This window comes from Bacillus sp. 41-22, from assembly GCF_025809295.1.
GTDB lineage: Bacteria > Bacillota > Bacilli > Bacillales > Bacillaceae_G > Bacillus_A > Bacillus_A mycoides.
Map to the genome: position 1 here is coordinate 1,290,462 of NZ_CP084035.1, position 17,058 is coordinate 1,307,519.

Annotated in this window: 15 protein-coding genes; 11 read left to right on the top strand and 4 right to left on the bottom strand. The window is 36.3% G+C overall.

Annotated elements, in window-relative coordinates; all coding sequences use genetic code 11:
* Window positions 1–90 precede the first annotated feature (90 nt).
* The 4 genes from LCF45_RS06565 to LCF45_RS06580 all read left to right on the top strand — a co-directional run bounded on the left by LCF45_RS06565 (window position 91) and on the right by LCF45_RS06580 (window position 4,520).
* Window positions 91–2,283 carry an MMPL family transporter gene (locus LCF45_RS06565; protein WP_002166118.1) on the top strand — a complete coding sequence of 731 codons (2,193 nt, stop codon included), beginning with the start codon at window positions 91–93 and terminating at the stop codon, window positions 2,281–2,283.
* 99 nt (window positions 2,284–2,382) lie between these two features.
* The gene (locus LCF45_RS06570; RefSeq protein WP_002126125.1) at window positions 2,383–2,799 is read left to right on the top strand and encodes a hypothetical protein; all 417 of its coding nucleotides are present in this window, start codon (window positions 2,383–2,385) and stop codon (window positions 2,797–2,799) included.
* A 100-nt stretch (window positions 2,800–2,899) separates the two neighbouring features.
* Window positions 2,900–3,823, top strand: coding sequence for an RluA family pseudouridine synthase (locus LCF45_RS06575; RefSeq protein WP_002126127.1), 924 nt, complete (start codon window positions 2,900–2,902; stop codon window positions 3,821–3,823).
* Between the two features lie 91 nt (window positions 3,824–3,914).
* Window positions 3,915–4,520, top strand: a complete 606-nt coding sequence (locus LCF45_RS06580; RefSeq protein WP_002126129.1) for a DUF1648 domain-containing protein — start codon at window positions 3,915–3,917, stop codon at window positions 4,518–4,520.
* Window positions 4,521–4,555: 35 nt separating this feature from the next.
* Here the strand turns inward: LCF45_RS06580 and LCF45_RS06585 are convergent, their stop codons facing one another.
* The 4 genes from LCF45_RS06585 to LCF45_RS06600 all read right to left on the bottom strand — a co-directional run bounded on the left by LCF45_RS06585 (window position 4,556) and on the right by LCF45_RS06600 (window position 9,822).
* Entirely contained in the window at window positions 4,556–5,386 is an 831-nt protein-coding gene (locus LCF45_RS06585) for a CAP domain-containing protein (protein ID WP_002030537.1), read from the bottom strand.
* Between the two features lie 465 nt (window positions 5,387–5,851).
* Window positions 5,852–7,180 carry a (Fe-S)-binding protein gene (locus LCF45_RS06590; RefSeq protein WP_002086860.1) on the bottom strand — a complete coding sequence of 443 codons (1,329 nt, stop codon included), beginning with the start codon at window positions 7,178–7,180 and terminating at the stop codon, window positions 5,852–5,854.
* Window positions 7,177–8,589, bottom strand: a complete 1,413-nt coding sequence (gene glcD / locus LCF45_RS06595; protein ID WP_078202981.1) for a glycolate oxidase subunit GlcD — start codon at window positions 8,587–8,589, stop codon at window positions 7,177–7,179. Before glcD ends, LCF45_RS06590 begins: the two co-directional genes overlap by 4 nt.
* 117 nt (window positions 8,590–8,706) lie before the next feature.
* Window positions 8,707–9,822 (bottom strand): CdaR family transcriptional regulator, encoded by a 1,116-nt coding sequence (locus LCF45_RS06600; RefSeq protein WP_078202982.1) that lies wholly within the window; start codon window positions 9,820–9,822, stop codon window positions 8,707–8,709.
* A 136-nt stretch (window positions 9,823–9,958) separates the two neighbouring features.
* On the opposite strand from LCF45_RS06600, the gene LCF45_RS06605 reads away from it, so the two are divergent.
* The 7 genes from LCF45_RS06605 to LCF45_RS06635 all read left to right on the top strand — a co-directional run bounded on the left by LCF45_RS06605 (window position 9,959) and on the right by LCF45_RS06635 (window position 16,957).
* Window positions 9,959–10,930 (top strand): YncE family protein, encoded by a 972-nt coding sequence (locus LCF45_RS06605; protein ID WP_263894715.1) that lies wholly within the window; start codon window positions 9,959–9,961, stop codon window positions 10,928–10,930.
* Window positions 10,927–11,598: a response regulator transcription factor gene (locus tag LCF45_RS06610; protein ID WP_078202984.1), complete on the top strand. Its 672-nt coding sequence runs from the start codon at window positions 10,927–10,929 to the stop codon at window positions 11,596–11,598. The genes LCF45_RS06605 and LCF45_RS06610 overlap by 4 nt, the downstream gene beginning before the upstream one ends.
* Window positions 11,599–11,601: 3 nt before the next feature.
* On the top strand, window positions 11,602–13,002 hold the full coding sequence (locus LCF45_RS06615; RefSeq protein WP_078202985.1) for a sensor histidine kinase: 1,401 nt from the start codon (window positions 11,602–11,604) through the stop codon (window positions 13,000–13,002).
* 229 nt (window positions 13,003–13,231) lie between these two features.
* Window positions 13,232–13,921: a FadR/GntR family transcriptional regulator gene (locus tag LCF45_RS06620; RefSeq protein ID WP_263894884.1), complete on the top strand. Its 690-nt coding sequence runs from the start codon at window positions 13,232–13,234 to the stop codon at window positions 13,919–13,921.
* Between the two features lie 168 nt (window positions 13,922–14,089).
* Window positions 14,090–14,809: a (Fe-S)-binding protein gene (locus LCF45_RS06625; protein ID WP_002011587.1), complete on the top strand. Its 720-nt coding sequence runs from the start codon at window positions 14,090–14,092 to the stop codon at window positions 14,807–14,809.
* Between the two features lie 16 nt (window positions 14,810–14,825).
* Window positions 14,826–16,247 (top strand): LutB/LldF family L-lactate oxidation iron-sulfur protein, encoded by a 1,422-nt coding sequence (locus tag LCF45_RS06630; protein WP_002011586.1) that lies wholly within the window; start codon window positions 14,826–14,828, stop codon window positions 16,245–16,247.
* The gene (locus LCF45_RS06635) at window positions 16,247–16,957 is read left to right on the top strand and encodes a LutC/YkgG family protein (protein ID WP_002126142.1); all 711 of its coding nucleotides are present in this window, start codon (window positions 16,247–16,249) and stop codon (window positions 16,955–16,957) included. The genes LCF45_RS06630 and LCF45_RS06635 overlap by 1 nt, the downstream gene beginning before the upstream one ends.
* Window positions 16,958–17,058 lie beyond the last annotated feature (101 nt).

The window sequence follows — 17,058 nt, forward strand, 5'->3', positions numbered from 1 at the left end:
GTATTATAGTTTTTCTAGACGTTTTTTGTTTATGGGGAGATGTGATAAAGTATAAATGACAAGTGAATTATATAAAGTAGGTGAAAATGTGTGAAGACAAATGTACATAAAATTGATAAGTGGGGGAAGTTAGGAACTTTTTTGTATCAATTTCGTTATACAGTAATTGTAGCATTACTACTACTTGCGATAGTGCTCGGTATTTTTGCTCCAAAACTTCCAGGAGTATTGGGCGGTGATGGTTTCCAAACAGAAGGGGATTATCAAAAGACGAAAGAAATTTTAGATAAGGATTTTAAGCAGTCTCAAGATACACTTTTACTCGTTTTTGAGAAGGAAAAGGATACTTCGCATGAGGAGTTTCAAAAGCGTATAGAGGGGATAATAAATCAAATTGAAGAGAAAGAAAAATACGAATCTTTCCATCATCCAATGCAAAATAAAGAGATGTTACAAGATGATATCGGTTATGCGACGATTTTATTTTCCGGGAAAACAAATAAAGAACGAATGGAAAAGACATTACAATTTGCCGGGAAAATCGAGAAGGAAAGTAATAGCGTATTAAAAGTAACACCGACAGGATATCCGAAAATTAATCAAGAGATTAATGAAAGAACGCAAAATGATTTAAAAGTAGCAGAGATGATTGGATTACCTATTGCTTTTCTCGTACTATTATTCTCATTTGGTAGTCTGATTGCGTCTATTTTACCGATTGTAAATGGCGCGCTTAGTGTCATTAGTACGATGGGGATTTTATATTTTATAGGTAGTGATAAAGAGCTATCTATTTTCGTGTTAAATGTCGCGCCGATGATTGGGCTCGCATTATCAATTGATTTCGCACTGTTATTTGTAAATCGTTTTCGAGAGGAAGTTGCGAAGAGAACAGTGAAAGAAGCGATAGCGATTACGTATCAAACGGCAGGGCGTGCTATCGTATTTTCAGGGTTATGTGTATTCGTCGGTTTATCAGGCTTATTTTTCTTTAAGATAGATTATATTCAGTCTGTTGCTATTAGCGGGATGATTGTCGTTATTATGAGCATTTTGTTTTCGCTCACACTTCTTCCGGCGCTATTATCTTTAATTGGTAAAAGGATATTAAAAAAGAATCAGGCGGCGCCTACGCCATCAAATGTATGGCGTAAATTTGCACAGTTTGTAATGAAACATCCAATCGTCATGATTATTGTTGTTACAACATTTATTGTTATTTGTTTATTACCGCTACGTACAGCTAACTTGCAGTTTCCTGGTGTTGAAGCGTTACCTGAAAAGAGTGATACGAGAGTTGCATTTGAGAAGTATGAAGAAGCCTTTAATAAAACTGTCCAAACACACGCTGATGTGACATTAGTAGTAGAGACGAAGAAAGATATAACAGAAAAAGAAAGTTTACAAAAGATAGAAGCTGTTGTTCAAAAGTTAAAAGACGATAAGCAAGTATATAAGGTGAAAAGTGTATATGACGGGCTAAATGGAATGAAAGCAGATCAAGTTGCTGGAATGTTACAGTCGCCAGAGGCTGCGAAAATAGCTCCTGTATTTGAAGCGTATACGAAAGGGAATAAAACAACAATGGAAGTCTTTTTGGATACGAAGCCAAGTACAGAAACCGCAAAACAATGGGTTCGTGATTTCAAAAAGAATTATAAAGAAAATGATGTTACTTATTATTTGGGCGGTATGACGACGTTCCAGCAAGAGTTAGAAGATGAAATTAAAGATAAAGTTGCAATTGGTATGTCTGTTATATTTGGATCAACCTTTGTCATTTTATTATTCGCATTCCGCTCTATACTCATTCCAATTAAAGCTATTATTATGAACGTACTTAGTTTAAGTGCAACAATTGGAATTGTAATTTGGTTATTTGAAGGTGGTCATTTCGGATTAGAAGAGAGTTCAGTTTTATTTGTATTACCAATCTTTATTTTCGGCCTCGTATTTGGGCTTAGCATGGATTATGAAGTATTTCTTATTTCACGTATTCATGAGCTCTATGAAGAAACAGGGGATAACGATCAAGCAACGTTAGAAGGGCTTGTTTCGACAAGTAGGATTATTACGTCCGCCGCTTTAATTATGATTGTTGTTACCGGTGCGTTCGCCTTTACTGATATTTTACCAGTAAAGCAGATGGGGCTTGGGGTTGCATTAGCAATATTTCTTGATGCAACAATTATCCGTCTTATGCTCGTACCAAGTTTAATGAAATTGTTTGGGGATTGGAACTGGTGGCTACCATTTCGAAAGAAAAGAGAAAAATCATCATAAAAAAACTCATCTATAAGATGAGTTTTTTTTATGAATAGCAGGGCCCATATTTTGCGCATAGTATGTGATAAGAACATTACATACAAGTAGGTGAAGGCAATGTTTCGTTATTTTAAGTTTAAGCTAAATGATACAGTACAGTTTGCTGAAAACGATGGGCATATGTATCGCATTGTCGGTTATCGGTTGGAAAAAGGGTTTTACCCAAAAGATGAATGGACTCATATTATTTATGAACTGCTTAGAGACTTTGACGGGTATACGATGGATGCGGAAGAAGAGGAACTTGTAAAAGTCATTCAAGTAGAGGATGAGTATTACAAAATACAAGAAGTATCGGGGTATCGCTATCCAGTAAAAATGAAGCAAAAGCAACAAGTTATGAAAGGAGAGAAAATAGACGACTTATTAGATACGTACAACGACTATAAACGATTGGCGGATTTCTTTAAAGATTTATTGTATGAACAAAAAGCTGAAGAAGTGTTGCAGGAAATGAAAAGGCTTAGAGCGTGAGGGGACAGTCGATTATAAGGCTGTCCTCTATTTTTGACGGTGCATCAAATTATGTTTTCCGTTACAATGAGAGAATCAATAGAAATAAGGTGATTATAGTATGGAAACAAAGAAAAAGGGCGAATGGTGCGAAATTACGGTTCCAGCGACGTGGAATGGTATAAGTATTGAGTCGTTGTTAAAAGTAGAATGGGAAGTACCAAAAAAGTTATTACATCAGCTTCGTATGGAAAAAGGTGTTACGGTTAACGGAGAACAAAGGAGATGGAATGAACTTTTAAAAGAAGGAGATAAGTTACAAGTTCATATGTTTATGGAGGAGGAGTACGGCGTAGAGCCGGAATATGGTGAATTAAATGTAGTGTTTGAAGACGATCACGTACTCATTGTAAATAAGCAGGGGCAAATGGATACACATCCTTCTGAAAAAAATGGGACGGGAACACTTGCCAATCTTGTTGCTTTTCATTTTCAAATGCAAGGTTTAGAGACGAAGGTTCGGCATATCCATAGATTAGATAAAGATACGACAGGTGGTGTTGTATTCGCAAAACATAGAATTGCGGGTGCAATTATGGATCGTTTATTAATGGAACGGAAAATCAAAAGAACGTATATGGCACTTGTTGAAGGAAAAGTAAAAAAGAAGCAGGGGACAATTGATGCAGCTATCGGAAGAGATCGACATCATGCTACAAGGCGTCGTGTTTCTCCAAAGGGAGACCAAGCTATAACGTATTATAAAGTAGAGAAATATTTTAAAAAACAAAATGCGACGCTCGTAACGTTACAGTTAGAAACTGGTAGAACGCATCAAATTCGCGTTCATATGAGCTATAATGGAAATCCATTAGTTGGGGATGTATTATATGGTGGGCAAACAACATATATGTCCGGGCAAGCGTTACATGCGATGAAGATTAATTTTTTGCATCCGATTACGAAAGAAGAGATCGTTGTTGACGTACCTTTCCCTACAAATTTAAACGATACAATGAAAAAATTTGAAAGAGAAAATAGGTAAAGTGTAAGTTTAAAGTTGAAAAAGGTAGATTTTTGCAGGGATTTCTCTGAAAGAGGCGAAGCCGTTAAGAGAAAAGAGAGGTGAGAATTACTTGATCAAATATAAATATATGCTAGGGATATTTTTCGCTTGTCTTTTACTTACTCTATGTATTTATCCATATTTACCAACTCGTATGGCAGTGCATTGGAACGAGAATGGTGGAGCGAACGAGTTTATGAGTAAACAAGTTGTCGTATTATTTATCCCTGTCCTTATTATTATTTTACATGGATTAGTATATGTTATTTTACATAATATATATAAGTTTAATGAAGGAGAGTATTTCATTATAAATGGATTTATAAAGAGTATTACTTTATTTATGATGTTTGTCCATATACTAATTCTCTTTATTAATTTGGGAAGTATTATATCCTTTCAGACAGGACTAACGATTGGAATTAGTATGTTTCTTTTTATGTTTAGTAAAGTGTTTAAAAAGGTGAAGGATAGAGAGAAAGAACCGATCAAATTACAAAAAATCCGTTTAGTTAGTAGGCGAATCTTTCAAGTGATGGCATGCAGCATATTATTTTCGTTGCTTTTGAGCCTGAAGTGGGGATTTTACTTGTTAATTAGTGTAATAAGCTGCGGGTCTATTTTGTTTATGTTCTATATTTTATACGCATACATATTAGAAAGCTATGAAACATAAAAAAAGAGTCTTCTTCTAGAAGACTCTCTTTTTATTTACTTCGTAATAAATTGTTGTGTCCAGTAGTTGCCGCTTTCTACATAGCCAACACCGATATGAGTGAAGCCACTATTTAAGATGTTTGCACGGTGTCCGGCACTGTTCATCCAAGCTTGTACAACTTCTTCTGGAGTACGTTGTCCTTGGGCGATGTTTTCACCTGCAGATTTATAAGAAATACCAAATTTTTTCATCATGTCAAACGGAGACCCGTATGTAGGGCTGTTATGATCAAAGTAGTTGTTTTTTTGCATATCTTCAGACTTAATGCGTGCTACTTTGCTTAATTCAGTATCGATTTGTAATGCTGATAAGCCTTGTTTTGTACGCTCTGCGTTTGTTAATTCAACAACGCGTTGTTCGAATTCGCTTAAAGATTTTGCTTCTTCAGCAGGCTTTTGCTCAGCTGGTTTTTGTGTTTCGTTTTGAGTATTGTTGTTTTCAGCTGGTTTTTGAGCTTCTGGTTTAGCAACTTCTTCAGCAGGCTTTTGTTCAGCTGGTTTTTGAGTTTCCTCAGCAGGCTTTTGAGCTTCTGGCTTAGCTGTTGGTTGTTCAGTAACAACATTTTCAGTAGGCTGTTGACCAGGAATGAAGCAATCTTGTTGGAATTGTCCTTGGTTCCATTGTGCTAATGATTCAACTCCCATAGATTGTAAGAATGCTTGTAATTCTTGTTGGCTCATTTGCTTCATCATCATTTTTGAATGCTGAATATTTTGAACCTTTATGTTAGATGGTTGTACTGTTGCAGCTTGTGCATCTAAAGAAGATACTCCTAAAGTAAGAGCTGTTGCAGCAGCTACAGATAATAAAACACGCTTTTTCATGATGTGTGTCCCCCTATATAAAGTTTTAATTTGTTTTCACACGATTTGTTTTTGACAGCCTGTCTGACTGACCAATTCATCGTAGCATACAATTTGCGAGAAAAAAGATGGAAAAAAATTCATAGACTTAAAAATTTCCTAATTTATCCTAAGAGGAGGAAAGGGATGAAATAAGAGAAACATAGAGTATAAAAGGAATTTTTAGCATTTTTATACTTGGTTTTAAGAGGGGGTTTTTGGATAAATGTACCTATATTAAAAATGAAGAATCCTATTGTATCAATGATTTTAGCATTTTTTTGAGGAATATACTGGATGTATTTTTACAAAACTGTAATGTTTCTGTTGTTCTTTTTTATAATAAAGTAACATATTTTTAATGTTGTAGCGGACAAAAAAGCGGCTATCTCTTTACGTAGACGAAGGAGATAGCCGTTTTCCTATTATTACGTATGTTACGAGTTATTACGAGTTGGTTTCAATTGCTTCTAATAATAGATCAACAATGTGAATTCCTCTCATTTTATGAGAAAGACCTTCACGTTCAATACCTAGTTTCATTTGTAATAGACATCCAGGGTTTGCAGTAACAATTGTCGCTGCATCTGTTTCATGTACACGGTCCATTTTGTAATCTAGAAATTCCATTGATAACTCCGAATGGACAATATTATAAATACCAGCAGAACCACAGCAACGGTCCGCATCTTTCATTTCGCGGTATGTTGCGCCTTGAATGGCCTCTAGTAACATACGAGGTTCCGAAGATGTTCGCATAACATTGCGTAAATGACAAGAGTCTTGATACGTAATGATTTGCGGCGTGAGTCGTAAGTCATTACGTTTATGGAAATCTAGTTCTACTAGTATAGCAGTAATATCTTTAATTTTAGAAACAAATTGCTTTGCGCGTTCAGCCCATTTGGGATCATCTTTTAACAGATAATCATAGTCTACGAGGTAAGCTCCGCAACCACCTGCATTCGTAATAATATAGTCGATGTTTAAATCTTCGAATGCTTCTATATTTCGTTTTGCTAATTCTTTTGCTCCACTCTTTTCACCAGCATGCCCATGTAATGCCCCGCAGCAACTTTGTGTTTTCGGAATAACGATATCACAACCAGCTAACTGAAGAAGTTTCATCGTTGCGTTATTTGTTTCTAAAAACATCGTATCCATTAAACAGCCTGTGAAGAATGCAACTTGTTTCTTCTTTGCCACCTCAGCAGGTAAAAATTCAGGACGATCTTTCATTGCTTTCATTTTAGGGACTTTTGGCAAAACGAGGTCCATCGTTGCAAGTGTTTCAGGGAATAACTTCATAATACCTGTTTTATGTGTTAGCGTTTGTAAACCAGAACGCTGGTAAAATCCGATTAGTCCTGTTAATGTTCGCATTCGGTTTTGATGCGGGAATAGTCCTTCAAAAACAACTTTACGAACAGCTCTCACGGGCATGGAGAACTTTTTATTTTGATTAATAATATCACGAGCTTCTTCTAATAAATGTCCATAATTCACACCAGATGGACAAACAGGTTCACAAGCGCGGCAGCCAAGGCAAACATTTAATGTATCTTCAACATCTTCATCCGGCTCAATTAAACCATCAACGACGGCTTTCATTAAGGCGATACGTCCGCGTGGGGAATGTGATTCTTTATACCCAGATTGAATGTAAGTAGGGCAAGTTGGTAAACAAAAGCCGCATCGCATACAGTTTAGTAGTTCATCTTCACTTAATCGTTCTTTAAATTCCTTTTGAATGTTTTCTTTATTTAATGTGGTCATCGCTCAACCACCACTCTTTTACGAGAGTCTTTCGCGAACATCTTTCCAGGATTCATAATGTTGTTTGGGTCGAAGGCTTGTTTAATCCCTTGCATAGCAGCAATACCTTCTTTACCTAATTTCATTTCTAAATACGGAGCTTTCATTGCGCCAACACCATGTTCACCAGTAATCGTACCACCAAGCTCAATCGCTTTCGCAAATATTTCAGCAAAAGCTTGTTCGGCACGATGCATTTCTTCTTCATTACGGGCATCTGTCATACAAGTCGGATGCAAATTACCATCACCAGCATGACCAAAAGTACAAATAGGAATATTATATTTCTTTGCAATTGCATTAATTGCTTCAACCATTGGAGCGATTTGTGAACGTGGTACAGTTGCATCTTCTAATATTGTTGTCGGTTTTAGTCTTGCAAGTGCTGATAGTGCACTACGGCGTGCTGTACGAAGCGCATCTGCTTCGGCTTCATCTTTTGCAACGCGAACATCGACCGCATTCATAGCACGGCAAACGTTAGCCATTTTTTCGATATCTCGATTGACAACCTCGGGCGGGCCATCTTGTTCAATTAATAAAATTGCTTTAACGTCAGTTGGTAAACCGATTTGTGCAAACTCTTCTACAACTTCAATTGTTGGTTGGTCTAAAAACTCAAGTGTCGCCGGAATAATTTTATTTGCAATAATAGCAGAAACAGCTCGAGCAGCTTCGTTAATATCTTCATATAGCGCAAGCATCGTTTTCTTCGTTTCAGGCATAGGGACAAGTTTTAATATAGCTTCCGTAACAACACCAAGTGTTCCTTCAGAACCAATAAATAAACGAGTTAAATCATAACCAGCTACATCTTTTGCTAATTTACCGCCAGTACGAATGATATCGCCGTTCGGTAAGACAATTTCAAGCCCCATTACATAATCACGTGTTACGCCATATTTTAAACCACGTAATCCGCCAGAGTTTTCATTAATGTTACCGCCGATTGTAGAAATTTTCATAGAGCTTGGATCTGGTGGATAAAATAAACCTTTTTCTTCTACTGCTTTAATAATATCAAGTGTAATAACACCAGCTTGTACAGTAATTGTTAAATTCTCTTCGTCAATTTCTAAAATATTGTTCATATGGCGGAAAATAAGGACGATACCGCCTTCTAATGGACACGTTCCAGCGCAAAGATTTGTTCCAGACCCGCGAACATATACAGGGATTGTATGGGTGTTACACACTTTTAACACGTCTGCTACTTCATTTGTATTACGAGGAGCAATGACTGCATCAGGCATCGCTTGGAAGTTTGGAGTGGCATCATAACTATAAGTTAAACGCCCCATATTGGATGTATCTACATTCTCTTCGCCAACAATAGATACGAATGAATCAATAATTTGCTTTTCTAACATTGGAAATCCCCCTCAAACTGTTAACGTATTTCGTCATAATAAAAAACGTTGTAACAGTGCTTTCATTATAATGATAAAAAAGTTGGGGGATTCTTTCTATGTACAATCATCTAAAGATTAATCTGTTTTATCGTTATTTTTTGTATGATTATCTAATAAGAGGAGTGCGAAGTATAAAACATTTAAATCTTTGAATTGTTTCGGGTCAAGTCCTGTATGTTCTTCAATCTTTTTTAGCCTGTAATGCAATGTGTTAATGTGTATATGTAATTGCTCAGCTGTCTGCTTATAAGATTGGTTATAATCGATAAATAAACGTAAAGTGTGCATAAGCTCAGGAGATGATACTAAGTTTTCAATGGTACGCTCTAGAAACTGTTCCCGGGTTTCAGTAGAAATATCTTGTAAGCACATTTCTAAACGTAAATCTTCATTAAATACAATTTTTTTCGTTTCAAGTGATACTGAAAGAGCGCGTAATGCTTGTTCGTACGATAAGTTCATATTGCTTGGCGTAACTGTTTGTCCAATCCCGATATATAAAGGAATAGAAAATAAAGTTTCACAGTCTTGCTTTAACCGTGTTAAAAATTGAAAGGTTTGCTCTTTGGATTGCATTGTTGTAAACAAAATAAACCGATCATTTCCCCAGCGAACAAATAAATTTTCTTTTGCTAAAATGTTGCGCATATGTTGCCAAATTTTACGCTGGAGCATCGTATTATCTTGGGCGATTGATAATAAAATAAGTTGTTTCTTCTTATATAAATCAATGCCAAGCGTTTTTGCACGATCTAGAAAACTTGGAGACCAGTCTGTATTTTGAAGCCAATCAAAGACAAATGCTTCATAAGAACGGTGCTCAAGTTCTAGTTGTTCCAAAAAGTAGTTTTCATGAATTAATAATTCGGTCATCTTACGTAATATTTCTCCGTATTGTGAAATGTTTTCAGGTTCTCCTGTAATTCCAATGACGCCGATTACTTCGTCATGGAATAGTAAAGGAAGATTCATCCCAGCTTTTACACCTTCTAGTCGCCTTTCATCTTCTTTTGTAATAATGACAGTGTTCTTTTGTTTCGCACAGCGGAGTGCACCTTCATGAAATTGACCGATTCTCTCCGCATCTGTACTTGCGATAATAACTCCTTGTATATTAATAATAATAATGTTCTCAGTAATTAATCTGCGTACTTCACGTACAATTTTATTCGCTAAATCAGGAAAAAGCATAATTTGCACACCTCAAATTCTATTTGTTGTACATTATATATGTAAGTTTATTAATAAAGGAAGATTTCACATTTTCCACACATTTATTTGTTATTTTACAATTATAACGAAATCATCCGAAGATGGAGGGAATCTTTTGAGAAAGTATGTTTTTCTTCTCTGTTTTTTATTTCTATTAGTAGGGTGTCAAGGAAGTTCATATACACCGATTACTAAAGATAAAAGTGTTATTATAACAACGAATATAAAGGAAGGTAGTATTAGTTTTATTGATAAAAAAGCTAAAAAGTTAATCGCGACATGGGAATTAAATGAACCGATGGCAGGAATTGCACTACTTCCAAATAACGAGGAAATACTTGTATACGGAAAGCAGTTAGAATATATGTATGTATATTCACTAGCAGAAGGAAGGCAAGTGGAAAAATATAAAACAGGAAAAGGAATTGTGAATGTAGTCGTATCAGAAGATAAAAAACAATTATTTGTTGCCGATCAAAATGCTCAAAAGGTAAGGTTCTTTACGATAGAAGGGAAAGAGACAGGGAGTGTTTCAACAGGAAAAGGGCCGATAACGATGGTAGAGCATCATAACCAGTTATCTGTACTCAACTTTTATGATACGAAACTAACGACCATTGATACAATGAAAAAAGAAGTGATACAGTCCTTTATGATTCCACCAGCATCAACAGGAGCAACGGTTAGCGCTGATGGGAAAGAAATATGGATTGGCGGACATGGTGATGGAAGTCAAGTGAATGAGAAAGTATTAGTGTATTCATTACAGAGCGGAGAAATGGTACGTTCTTTACATGCTCCGTTTATGCCTGTGAATATAACAAAGGATGATAAGTATGTATATGCGCTAAGTCACGGTTCGAATACGCTTAGAAAGTTTGATGCAAGTACGTATCAAGAGGTAGGATTTGCAGAAGTAGGATCTAATCCATTTGCATTTTTGAAAAGCGGTGCAGAAGGATATGTAGCTAGTTATGATAGCGATGAAGTATGCGTAATGGATATGAAGAATATGAAAATAAAACAAACAATTAAAGTCGGAAAAGGACCGTTTCAACTCATAGAGAGAGAAGGGGAAGGACAATGAGTAAATATAAAGTGCTAGTCGTAGATGACGAAAGTGATATGAGGCAACTTGTCGGAATGTACTTAGATAACTTCGGATACGAGTGGGGAGAAGCTGAAAATGGAAAAGAGGCACTTCGAAAATTAGAGACGGATCATTACGATTTCGTTGTACTAGATATTATGATGCCAGAGATGGATGGGCTTTCAGTTTGTAAAGAGATTCGAAAAACGTCGGATGTACCTATTATATTTTTAACAGCAAAAGGTGAAGAGTGGAATAGGGTGAACGGCTTACGTATGGGAGCAGATGATTATATTGTAAAGCCGTTTAGTCCCGGGGAATTAATCGCTCGTATGGAAGCTGTTTTAAGACGATATACAAAGCAAGAACAGCAAGAAGAGATTCAGTTTGGACCAATCCTTATTAATGAAAAAAGTAGACGAATTGAGACGGATGGACAAGCAGTATCACTTACGGTTAAAGAGTTTGATTTACTATATTTCCTTTGCCAACATAATGGACAAGTATTTAGCCGGGAACAATTGCTTGAAAAGGTGTGGGGATATGATTATGCAGGAAGTACAAGAACGGTAGATACGCATGTGAAAACGATGCGTCTAAAGCTCGGAGAAAGTGGAAACTACATTCAAACCGTTTGGGGTGTAGGTTATAAATTTGAGGTGTAACGTATGTTTACGATGGTACAAAAGCTTTGGCTTACAGTAGTATGTGCAGTATGTGTAACAGTTTCCTTTCTTTATTTTGTATCTTTATACTCATATGAAAAGTTATACGTTGATAATTTAAAAGATTCATTAGTAATGGAAGGGAAGCGTCTTGCCACGCAATATGATAAAAATGAAGGAGTATCCACTTTTGAAGAGAAAGTAAGGGCATACGATCAAATATCTAGTTCAGATGTCCTTTTCGTGTACAATCCGCGTGATTTAAGCGCATGTATGCCTTTTGATGTTCACCATCATTCTCTTATAAGTGAAGGGGATAGACAGGCGCTATTAGATGGAGAAACTGTGACAAAGATAGGGTATGAAGAACATTTTGATCGTAATATTATGGGTGTTGTCATCCCTGTTTTAGATAATAAAAAATTAGTTGGTATTGTATACTCTTATATTCCTTTAAAAAGTATAAAAGACTTAATATTTGATATGGGTCTTATTTTAGCACCGTTAGCACTTGCGATGATTTTAATTACAATATGGATTGGTAGAAAAATTATTATTGCTATTACGAGACCGCTTTCGCAAATGGAACGAGTTGCAAATCATTTGGCTACTGGAGATTTCTCAGAGCGGATTACAATTTCTTCAGAAGATGAAATTGGACGATTGGGAAAAGCGTTTAATAAAATGGCAAATTCTTTAGAAACAGAAGATGTAAAGCGTAAGGAATTTTTAGCTAATGTTTCGCATGAACTTAGAACACCGCTTAGTTATATTAAAGGATATAGTGAAGCTATTTTAGACGGTGTAGCGAAGGGACCGCAGCAGGAAAAAGTAACGCAACTTATCCATAAAGAAGCAGATCGCATGCAGCGCCTCGTTCATGATTTATTAGATCTAGCGCAGCTAGAAGGTGAACACTTTCCTCTAAAGAAACAACCTATCGTTTTTTCACAGCTTATTGAAGATGTACTAGATACGTACGAGTTACAGTTTATAGAAAAAAAACTTCGTATTTCAAAGAATTTAAATCCTGAAATTATCGTAATGATTGATGAGGATCGTATGCAACAAGTACTTCATAATGTGTTAGATAATGCGATACGTTATACAAATCAAAACGGGGACATCATAATAACATTAAAGCAAATCGATGATTATTGTGAATTGCACATAAAAGATACAGGAATAGGTATTGATAGAGAGCATTTAGAAAATCTGGGGGAACGCTTTTACCGAGTAGATAAAGCGAGAAGTCGTCAACACGGTGGAACAGGTTTAGGTCTTGCAATTGTAAGGCAAATTGTTCATATACATGACGGTGAGTGGAGAATAGAAAGTGAAAAAGGTAAGGGCACGACAGTTAGTATTAAATTAAAAGCACAAGATGAGGAGAGCATATTCTAACTTTTGGAATATGCTCTTCATATTGAAGGTAAATAGTTACGCGTAAATGTATTAATTAATATCAAACAAATATCAAAAATTTGACTATTTTATGAACAAAACATTTGTACTTCTTACTAATTCGTTCTAAAATAGTTATGGATGCTAAGTTCTTATAAAACGTTACAATTGTTGTTTGGAAGATACTGAGGTGATTTAACTGGAGTACAAATCTATTAAACCGAAAAAAATTTACGAAGAAGTATCTGAAGCTATTTTAACAATGATTAAAAATGGTACGTTAAAACCTGGTGACAAACTACTTCCTGTTCATCAATTAGCTGAGCAGTTTCAAGTTGGCAGATCTGCTGTTCGTGAAGCGCTAAGTGCGCTAAGAGCAATGGGCTTAATTGAAATGAAACAAGGAGAAGGTACATATGTAAGGAATTTCGATCCTTCTTCATTAACAAAATCACTAAATAACAAGTTATTAATGAAGAAAGAGGATATTTTGAATTTATTAGAAGTACGGAAGGTGCTCGAAGTGGGGGCAGTTCGAGCGGCAGCGGCAAAACGTACGGAAGCTAATTTGCAAAATATGAAGCAGTGGTTAGATGAAATGGCAAAGAGCATTGGAGATGAGAATGCTGGCGAAAAAGCAGACTTTCATTTTCATATGGGAATTGCAGAATCTTCGCATAATAACATCTTGCTTGAGCTCATGAATCATGTTTCAGAGATGATTGCTGAAACGATTGGTGAATCAAGACGCATTATTTTATATGGTGAACAAACAACATCAGAACGACTTTTAGAAGAGCATCAATCTATATATGATGCGGTGTTAAAGCAAGATGTGGAATTAGCGCAGCAAGCGATGCTAGATCATTTAACAAATGTAGAACATATTGTCACAGGTAAAAGCGATATAAATTCGTAATTTAATCTTTTAAAAATCTAATTTTCTGATAAAATAGAGAGAGATTAAGTAAGCGTTTTCTTTAGAAGAGGGAGAGGATAGGCCATGGTTGAGCCTACTTCTTCTAATCTTAGTCATCTGATGACCATATGATTTTTGGCGGAGTTGTAATGAGGGGGAATTATAGTTATGAAAGTTACTTTATTTGTTACTTGTTTAGTCGATATGTTTGAAACAAACGTCGGTAAAGCAACAGTTGAAGTATTGGAGCGTTTAGGTTGTGAAATTGAATTTCCAGAAGCACAAGTTTGTTGTGGTCAGCCTGCTTATAATAGCGGCCATGTAGAAGCAGCAAAAGAAGCGATGAAACATATGATTGAAACTTTCGAAGATGCAGAATATATTGTTACGCCATCTGGATCTTGTGCGACAATGTTTCATGAGTATCCGCATGTTTTTAAAGATGATCCGAAGTGGGCTAAACGTGCACAAAAGGTTGCTGATAAAACATATGAATTTACACAATTTATTGTAGATGTTTTAAAAGTTACAGATGTTGGTGCAAGTTTACCAGGGATAGCTACTATTCATAAATCTTGTCATATGACACGCCTGCTTGGAGTAAAAGAGGCACCAGGAATTTTATTATCAAGCGTAAAAGGATTAATTGTGAGAGAACTGCCGAACGTGCAAAATTGTTGTGGGTTTGGGGGAACGTTTTCAGTTAAGATGACTCCAATTTCTGAGCAAATGGTAGATGAAAAAGTAGATAGTGTAATGGAAACAGGTGCTGATTATTTAATCGGTGCAGATTGTGGGTGTTTGTTAAACATTGGCGGACGTATTGAGCGTTTAGGAAAAGAAGTAAAAGTAATGCATATTGCTGAGGTCTTGAATAGTCGCTCATGAAGGGGGAACATAAGCTATGTCTATGAAAATCAGTGAGAAAAAATTTAATGATCGCGTTGGCGATGGAATTCAAGATTCGTTTATGCGCGGAGCGGTATCTTCTGCACAAACGCGTTTATATACAAATCGATTAAAAGCAGCTGACGAGTTGGGAAACTGGGAAGAGTGGCGTGAACTAGGTGAACAAATTCGTCAACATACGTTAGAAAATCTTGATTATTATTTAATGCAGTTAAGTGAAAATGTATCAAAAAGAGGCGGTCACGTTTACTTTGCGAAAACGAAAGAGGATGCAGCAAAGTATATTCAAGACGTTGCAAAAAAGAAACAAGCGAAGAAAGTTGTAAAATCAAAATCAATGGTAACTGAAGAAATTAGTATGAATCATGCCCTTGAAGAGATTGGTTGTGAAGTGTTAGAGAGTGACTTGGGAGAGTATATCTTGCAAGTAGATAACGATCCACCATCACATATTATTGCGCCTGCACTTCATAAAAACAGAACGCAAATTCGTGATGTATTTAAAGAAAAACTTGGATATGAAAATTCTGATGATCCATACGAAATGACAAAGTTTGTTCGTAAACAACTTCGTGAGAAATTTATGGATGCAGAAATTGGTGTGACAGGTTGTAACTTCGCTGTTGCAAATACTGGCTCTCTTTGTTTAGTGACGAACGAAGGTAATGCCGATCTTGTCATGTCGATTCCGAAAACACAAATTGCAGTAATGGGTATGGAACGTATGGTTCCGACAATGGAAGAATTAGATGTTTTAGTTGGTTTACTATGTCGTAGTGCGGTAGGTCAAAAATTAACAAGTTATGTAACAGTAGCAGGACCAATTCAAGAGGAAGAGGTAGATGGACCAGAAGAGTTTCATTTAGTCGTTGTTGATAATGGCCGCTCTCAAATTCTTGGATCGGAATTCCGTTCAATATTGCAATGTATTCGTTGTGCCGCTTGTGTTAACGTATGTCCCGTATATCGTCACGTTGGTGGACATTCGTATGGATCTATTTATTCAGGACCAATCGGTGCGGTATTAACACCACTTTTAGGTGGGTATGACGATTACAAAGAGCTTCCTTATGCATCTAGTTTATGCGGAGCATGTACAGAAGCTTGTCCAGTAAAAATTCCATTACATGATTTATTATTAAAACATCGTCAAGTCATCGTTGAGCAAGAAGGTCGTGCCCCACTTGCAGAAAAATTAGCAATGAAAATGTTTAGTATGGGTGCTTCTTCAGCAGCTTTATATAAAATGGGATCGAAAATGGCACCGGCAGCAATGAGTCCATTTACATCTGGTAACCGTGTATCAAAAGGTGTTGGACCACTTAAAAACTGGACGGATATTCGTGAATTCCCAGCTCCAAGTAAAGAACGATTCCGTGATTGGTATAAAGATCATAAGAAAGGCGGGGACAAATAATGACAGGATTAATTCAAAACCGTGAGTCCTTTCTAGATAATATCGCAAAAGAACTTGGGCGCGCGCGTAAAACAGAAGGCGTAGAACGTCCAGCATGGAAAAGTAATGTGAATGTTGAAACGTTAAAAGATTATTCACAAGAAGAATTGTTAGAAGTATTTAAAAAGCAATGTACAAACATTCATACAACTGTTGTGGAAACGACAAACGACCGCTTACGTGAAGATATTCAAAAAGTAATCGTTGAAAACGGCGGAGGACCTATTATATTATCAGCAGATGAACGTTTTGATTCCTATGGATTGACTTCTTTATTTAAAGAAGAGCTTCCAAAGCAAAATGTTGAGGTAAATGTATGGGATCCTGAGAAAAAAGAAGAGAATATGCGTATAGCGGAAAAAGCGAATATCGGTATTGCATTTAGTGATTATACTTTAGCTGAATCTGGTACGATTGTTGTACAAAGTCATAAAGGACAAGGGCGTTCTTTACACTTTTTACCGACTGTATACTTTGCTATTATTCCACGTGAAACACTTGTACCGCGTATTACACAGGCAGTTCAACATATGAACTCTCGTGTGGAAAAAGGTGAAGCAGTCGCATCTTGTATTAACTTTATTACAGGACCAAGTAACTCTGCGGATATTGAAATGAATCTTGTTGTCGGAGTACACGGGCCGTTAAAAGCAGTATATTTCATCGTATAAAATAGGGGAAAGCAGGCCGGAAAACGGCCTGCTTTTTTAATAGAATAAAGATAATATGAAGTAGAAGTTCTCTCCTTTTTTTGTTATGTTCTTTTGGAAAG

Coding starts and splice junctions, on each gene's coding strand:
- LCF45_RS06570 (WP_002126125.1), top strand. CDS start 2,383: ATGTTTCGTTATTTTAAGTTTAAGCTAAATGATACAGTACAGTTTGCT.
- LCF45_RS06575 (WP_002126127.1), top strand. CDS start 2,900: ATGGAAACAAAGAAAAAGGGCGAATGGTGCGAAATTACGGTTCCAGCG.
- LCF45_RS06585 (WP_002030537.1), bottom strand. CDS start 5,386: ATGAAAAAGCGTGTTTTATTATCTGTAGCTGCTGCAACAGCTCTTACT.
- LCF45_RS06590 (WP_002086860.1), bottom strand. CDS start 7,180: ATGACCACATTAAATAAAGAAAACATTCAAAAGGAATTTAAAGAACGA.
- glcD (WP_078202981.1), bottom strand. CDS start 8,589: ATGTTAGAAAAGCAAATTATTGATTCATTCGTATCTATTGTTGGCGAA.
- LCF45_RS06600 (WP_078202982.1), bottom strand. CDS start 9,822: ATGCTTTTTCCTGATTTAGCGAATAAAATTGTACGTGAAGTACGCAGA.
- LCF45_RS06610 (WP_078202984.1), top strand. CDS start 10,927: ATGAGTAAATATAAAGTGCTAGTCGTAGATGACGAAAGTGATATGAGG.
- LCF45_RS06615 (WP_078202985.1), top strand. CDS start 11,602: ATGTTTACGATGGTACAAAAGCTTTGGCTTACAGTAGTATGTGCAGTA.
- LCF45_RS06625 (WP_002011587.1), top strand. CDS start 14,090: ATGAAAGTTACTTTATTTGTTACTTGTTTAGTCGATATGTTTGAAACA.
- LCF45_RS06630 (WP_002011586.1), top strand. CDS start 14,826: ATGTCTATGAAAATCAGTGAGAAAAAATTTAATGATCGCGTTGGCGAT.
- LCF45_RS06635 (WP_002126142.1), top strand. CDS start 16,247: ATGACAGGATTAATTCAAAACCGTGAGTCCTTTCTAGATAATATCGCA.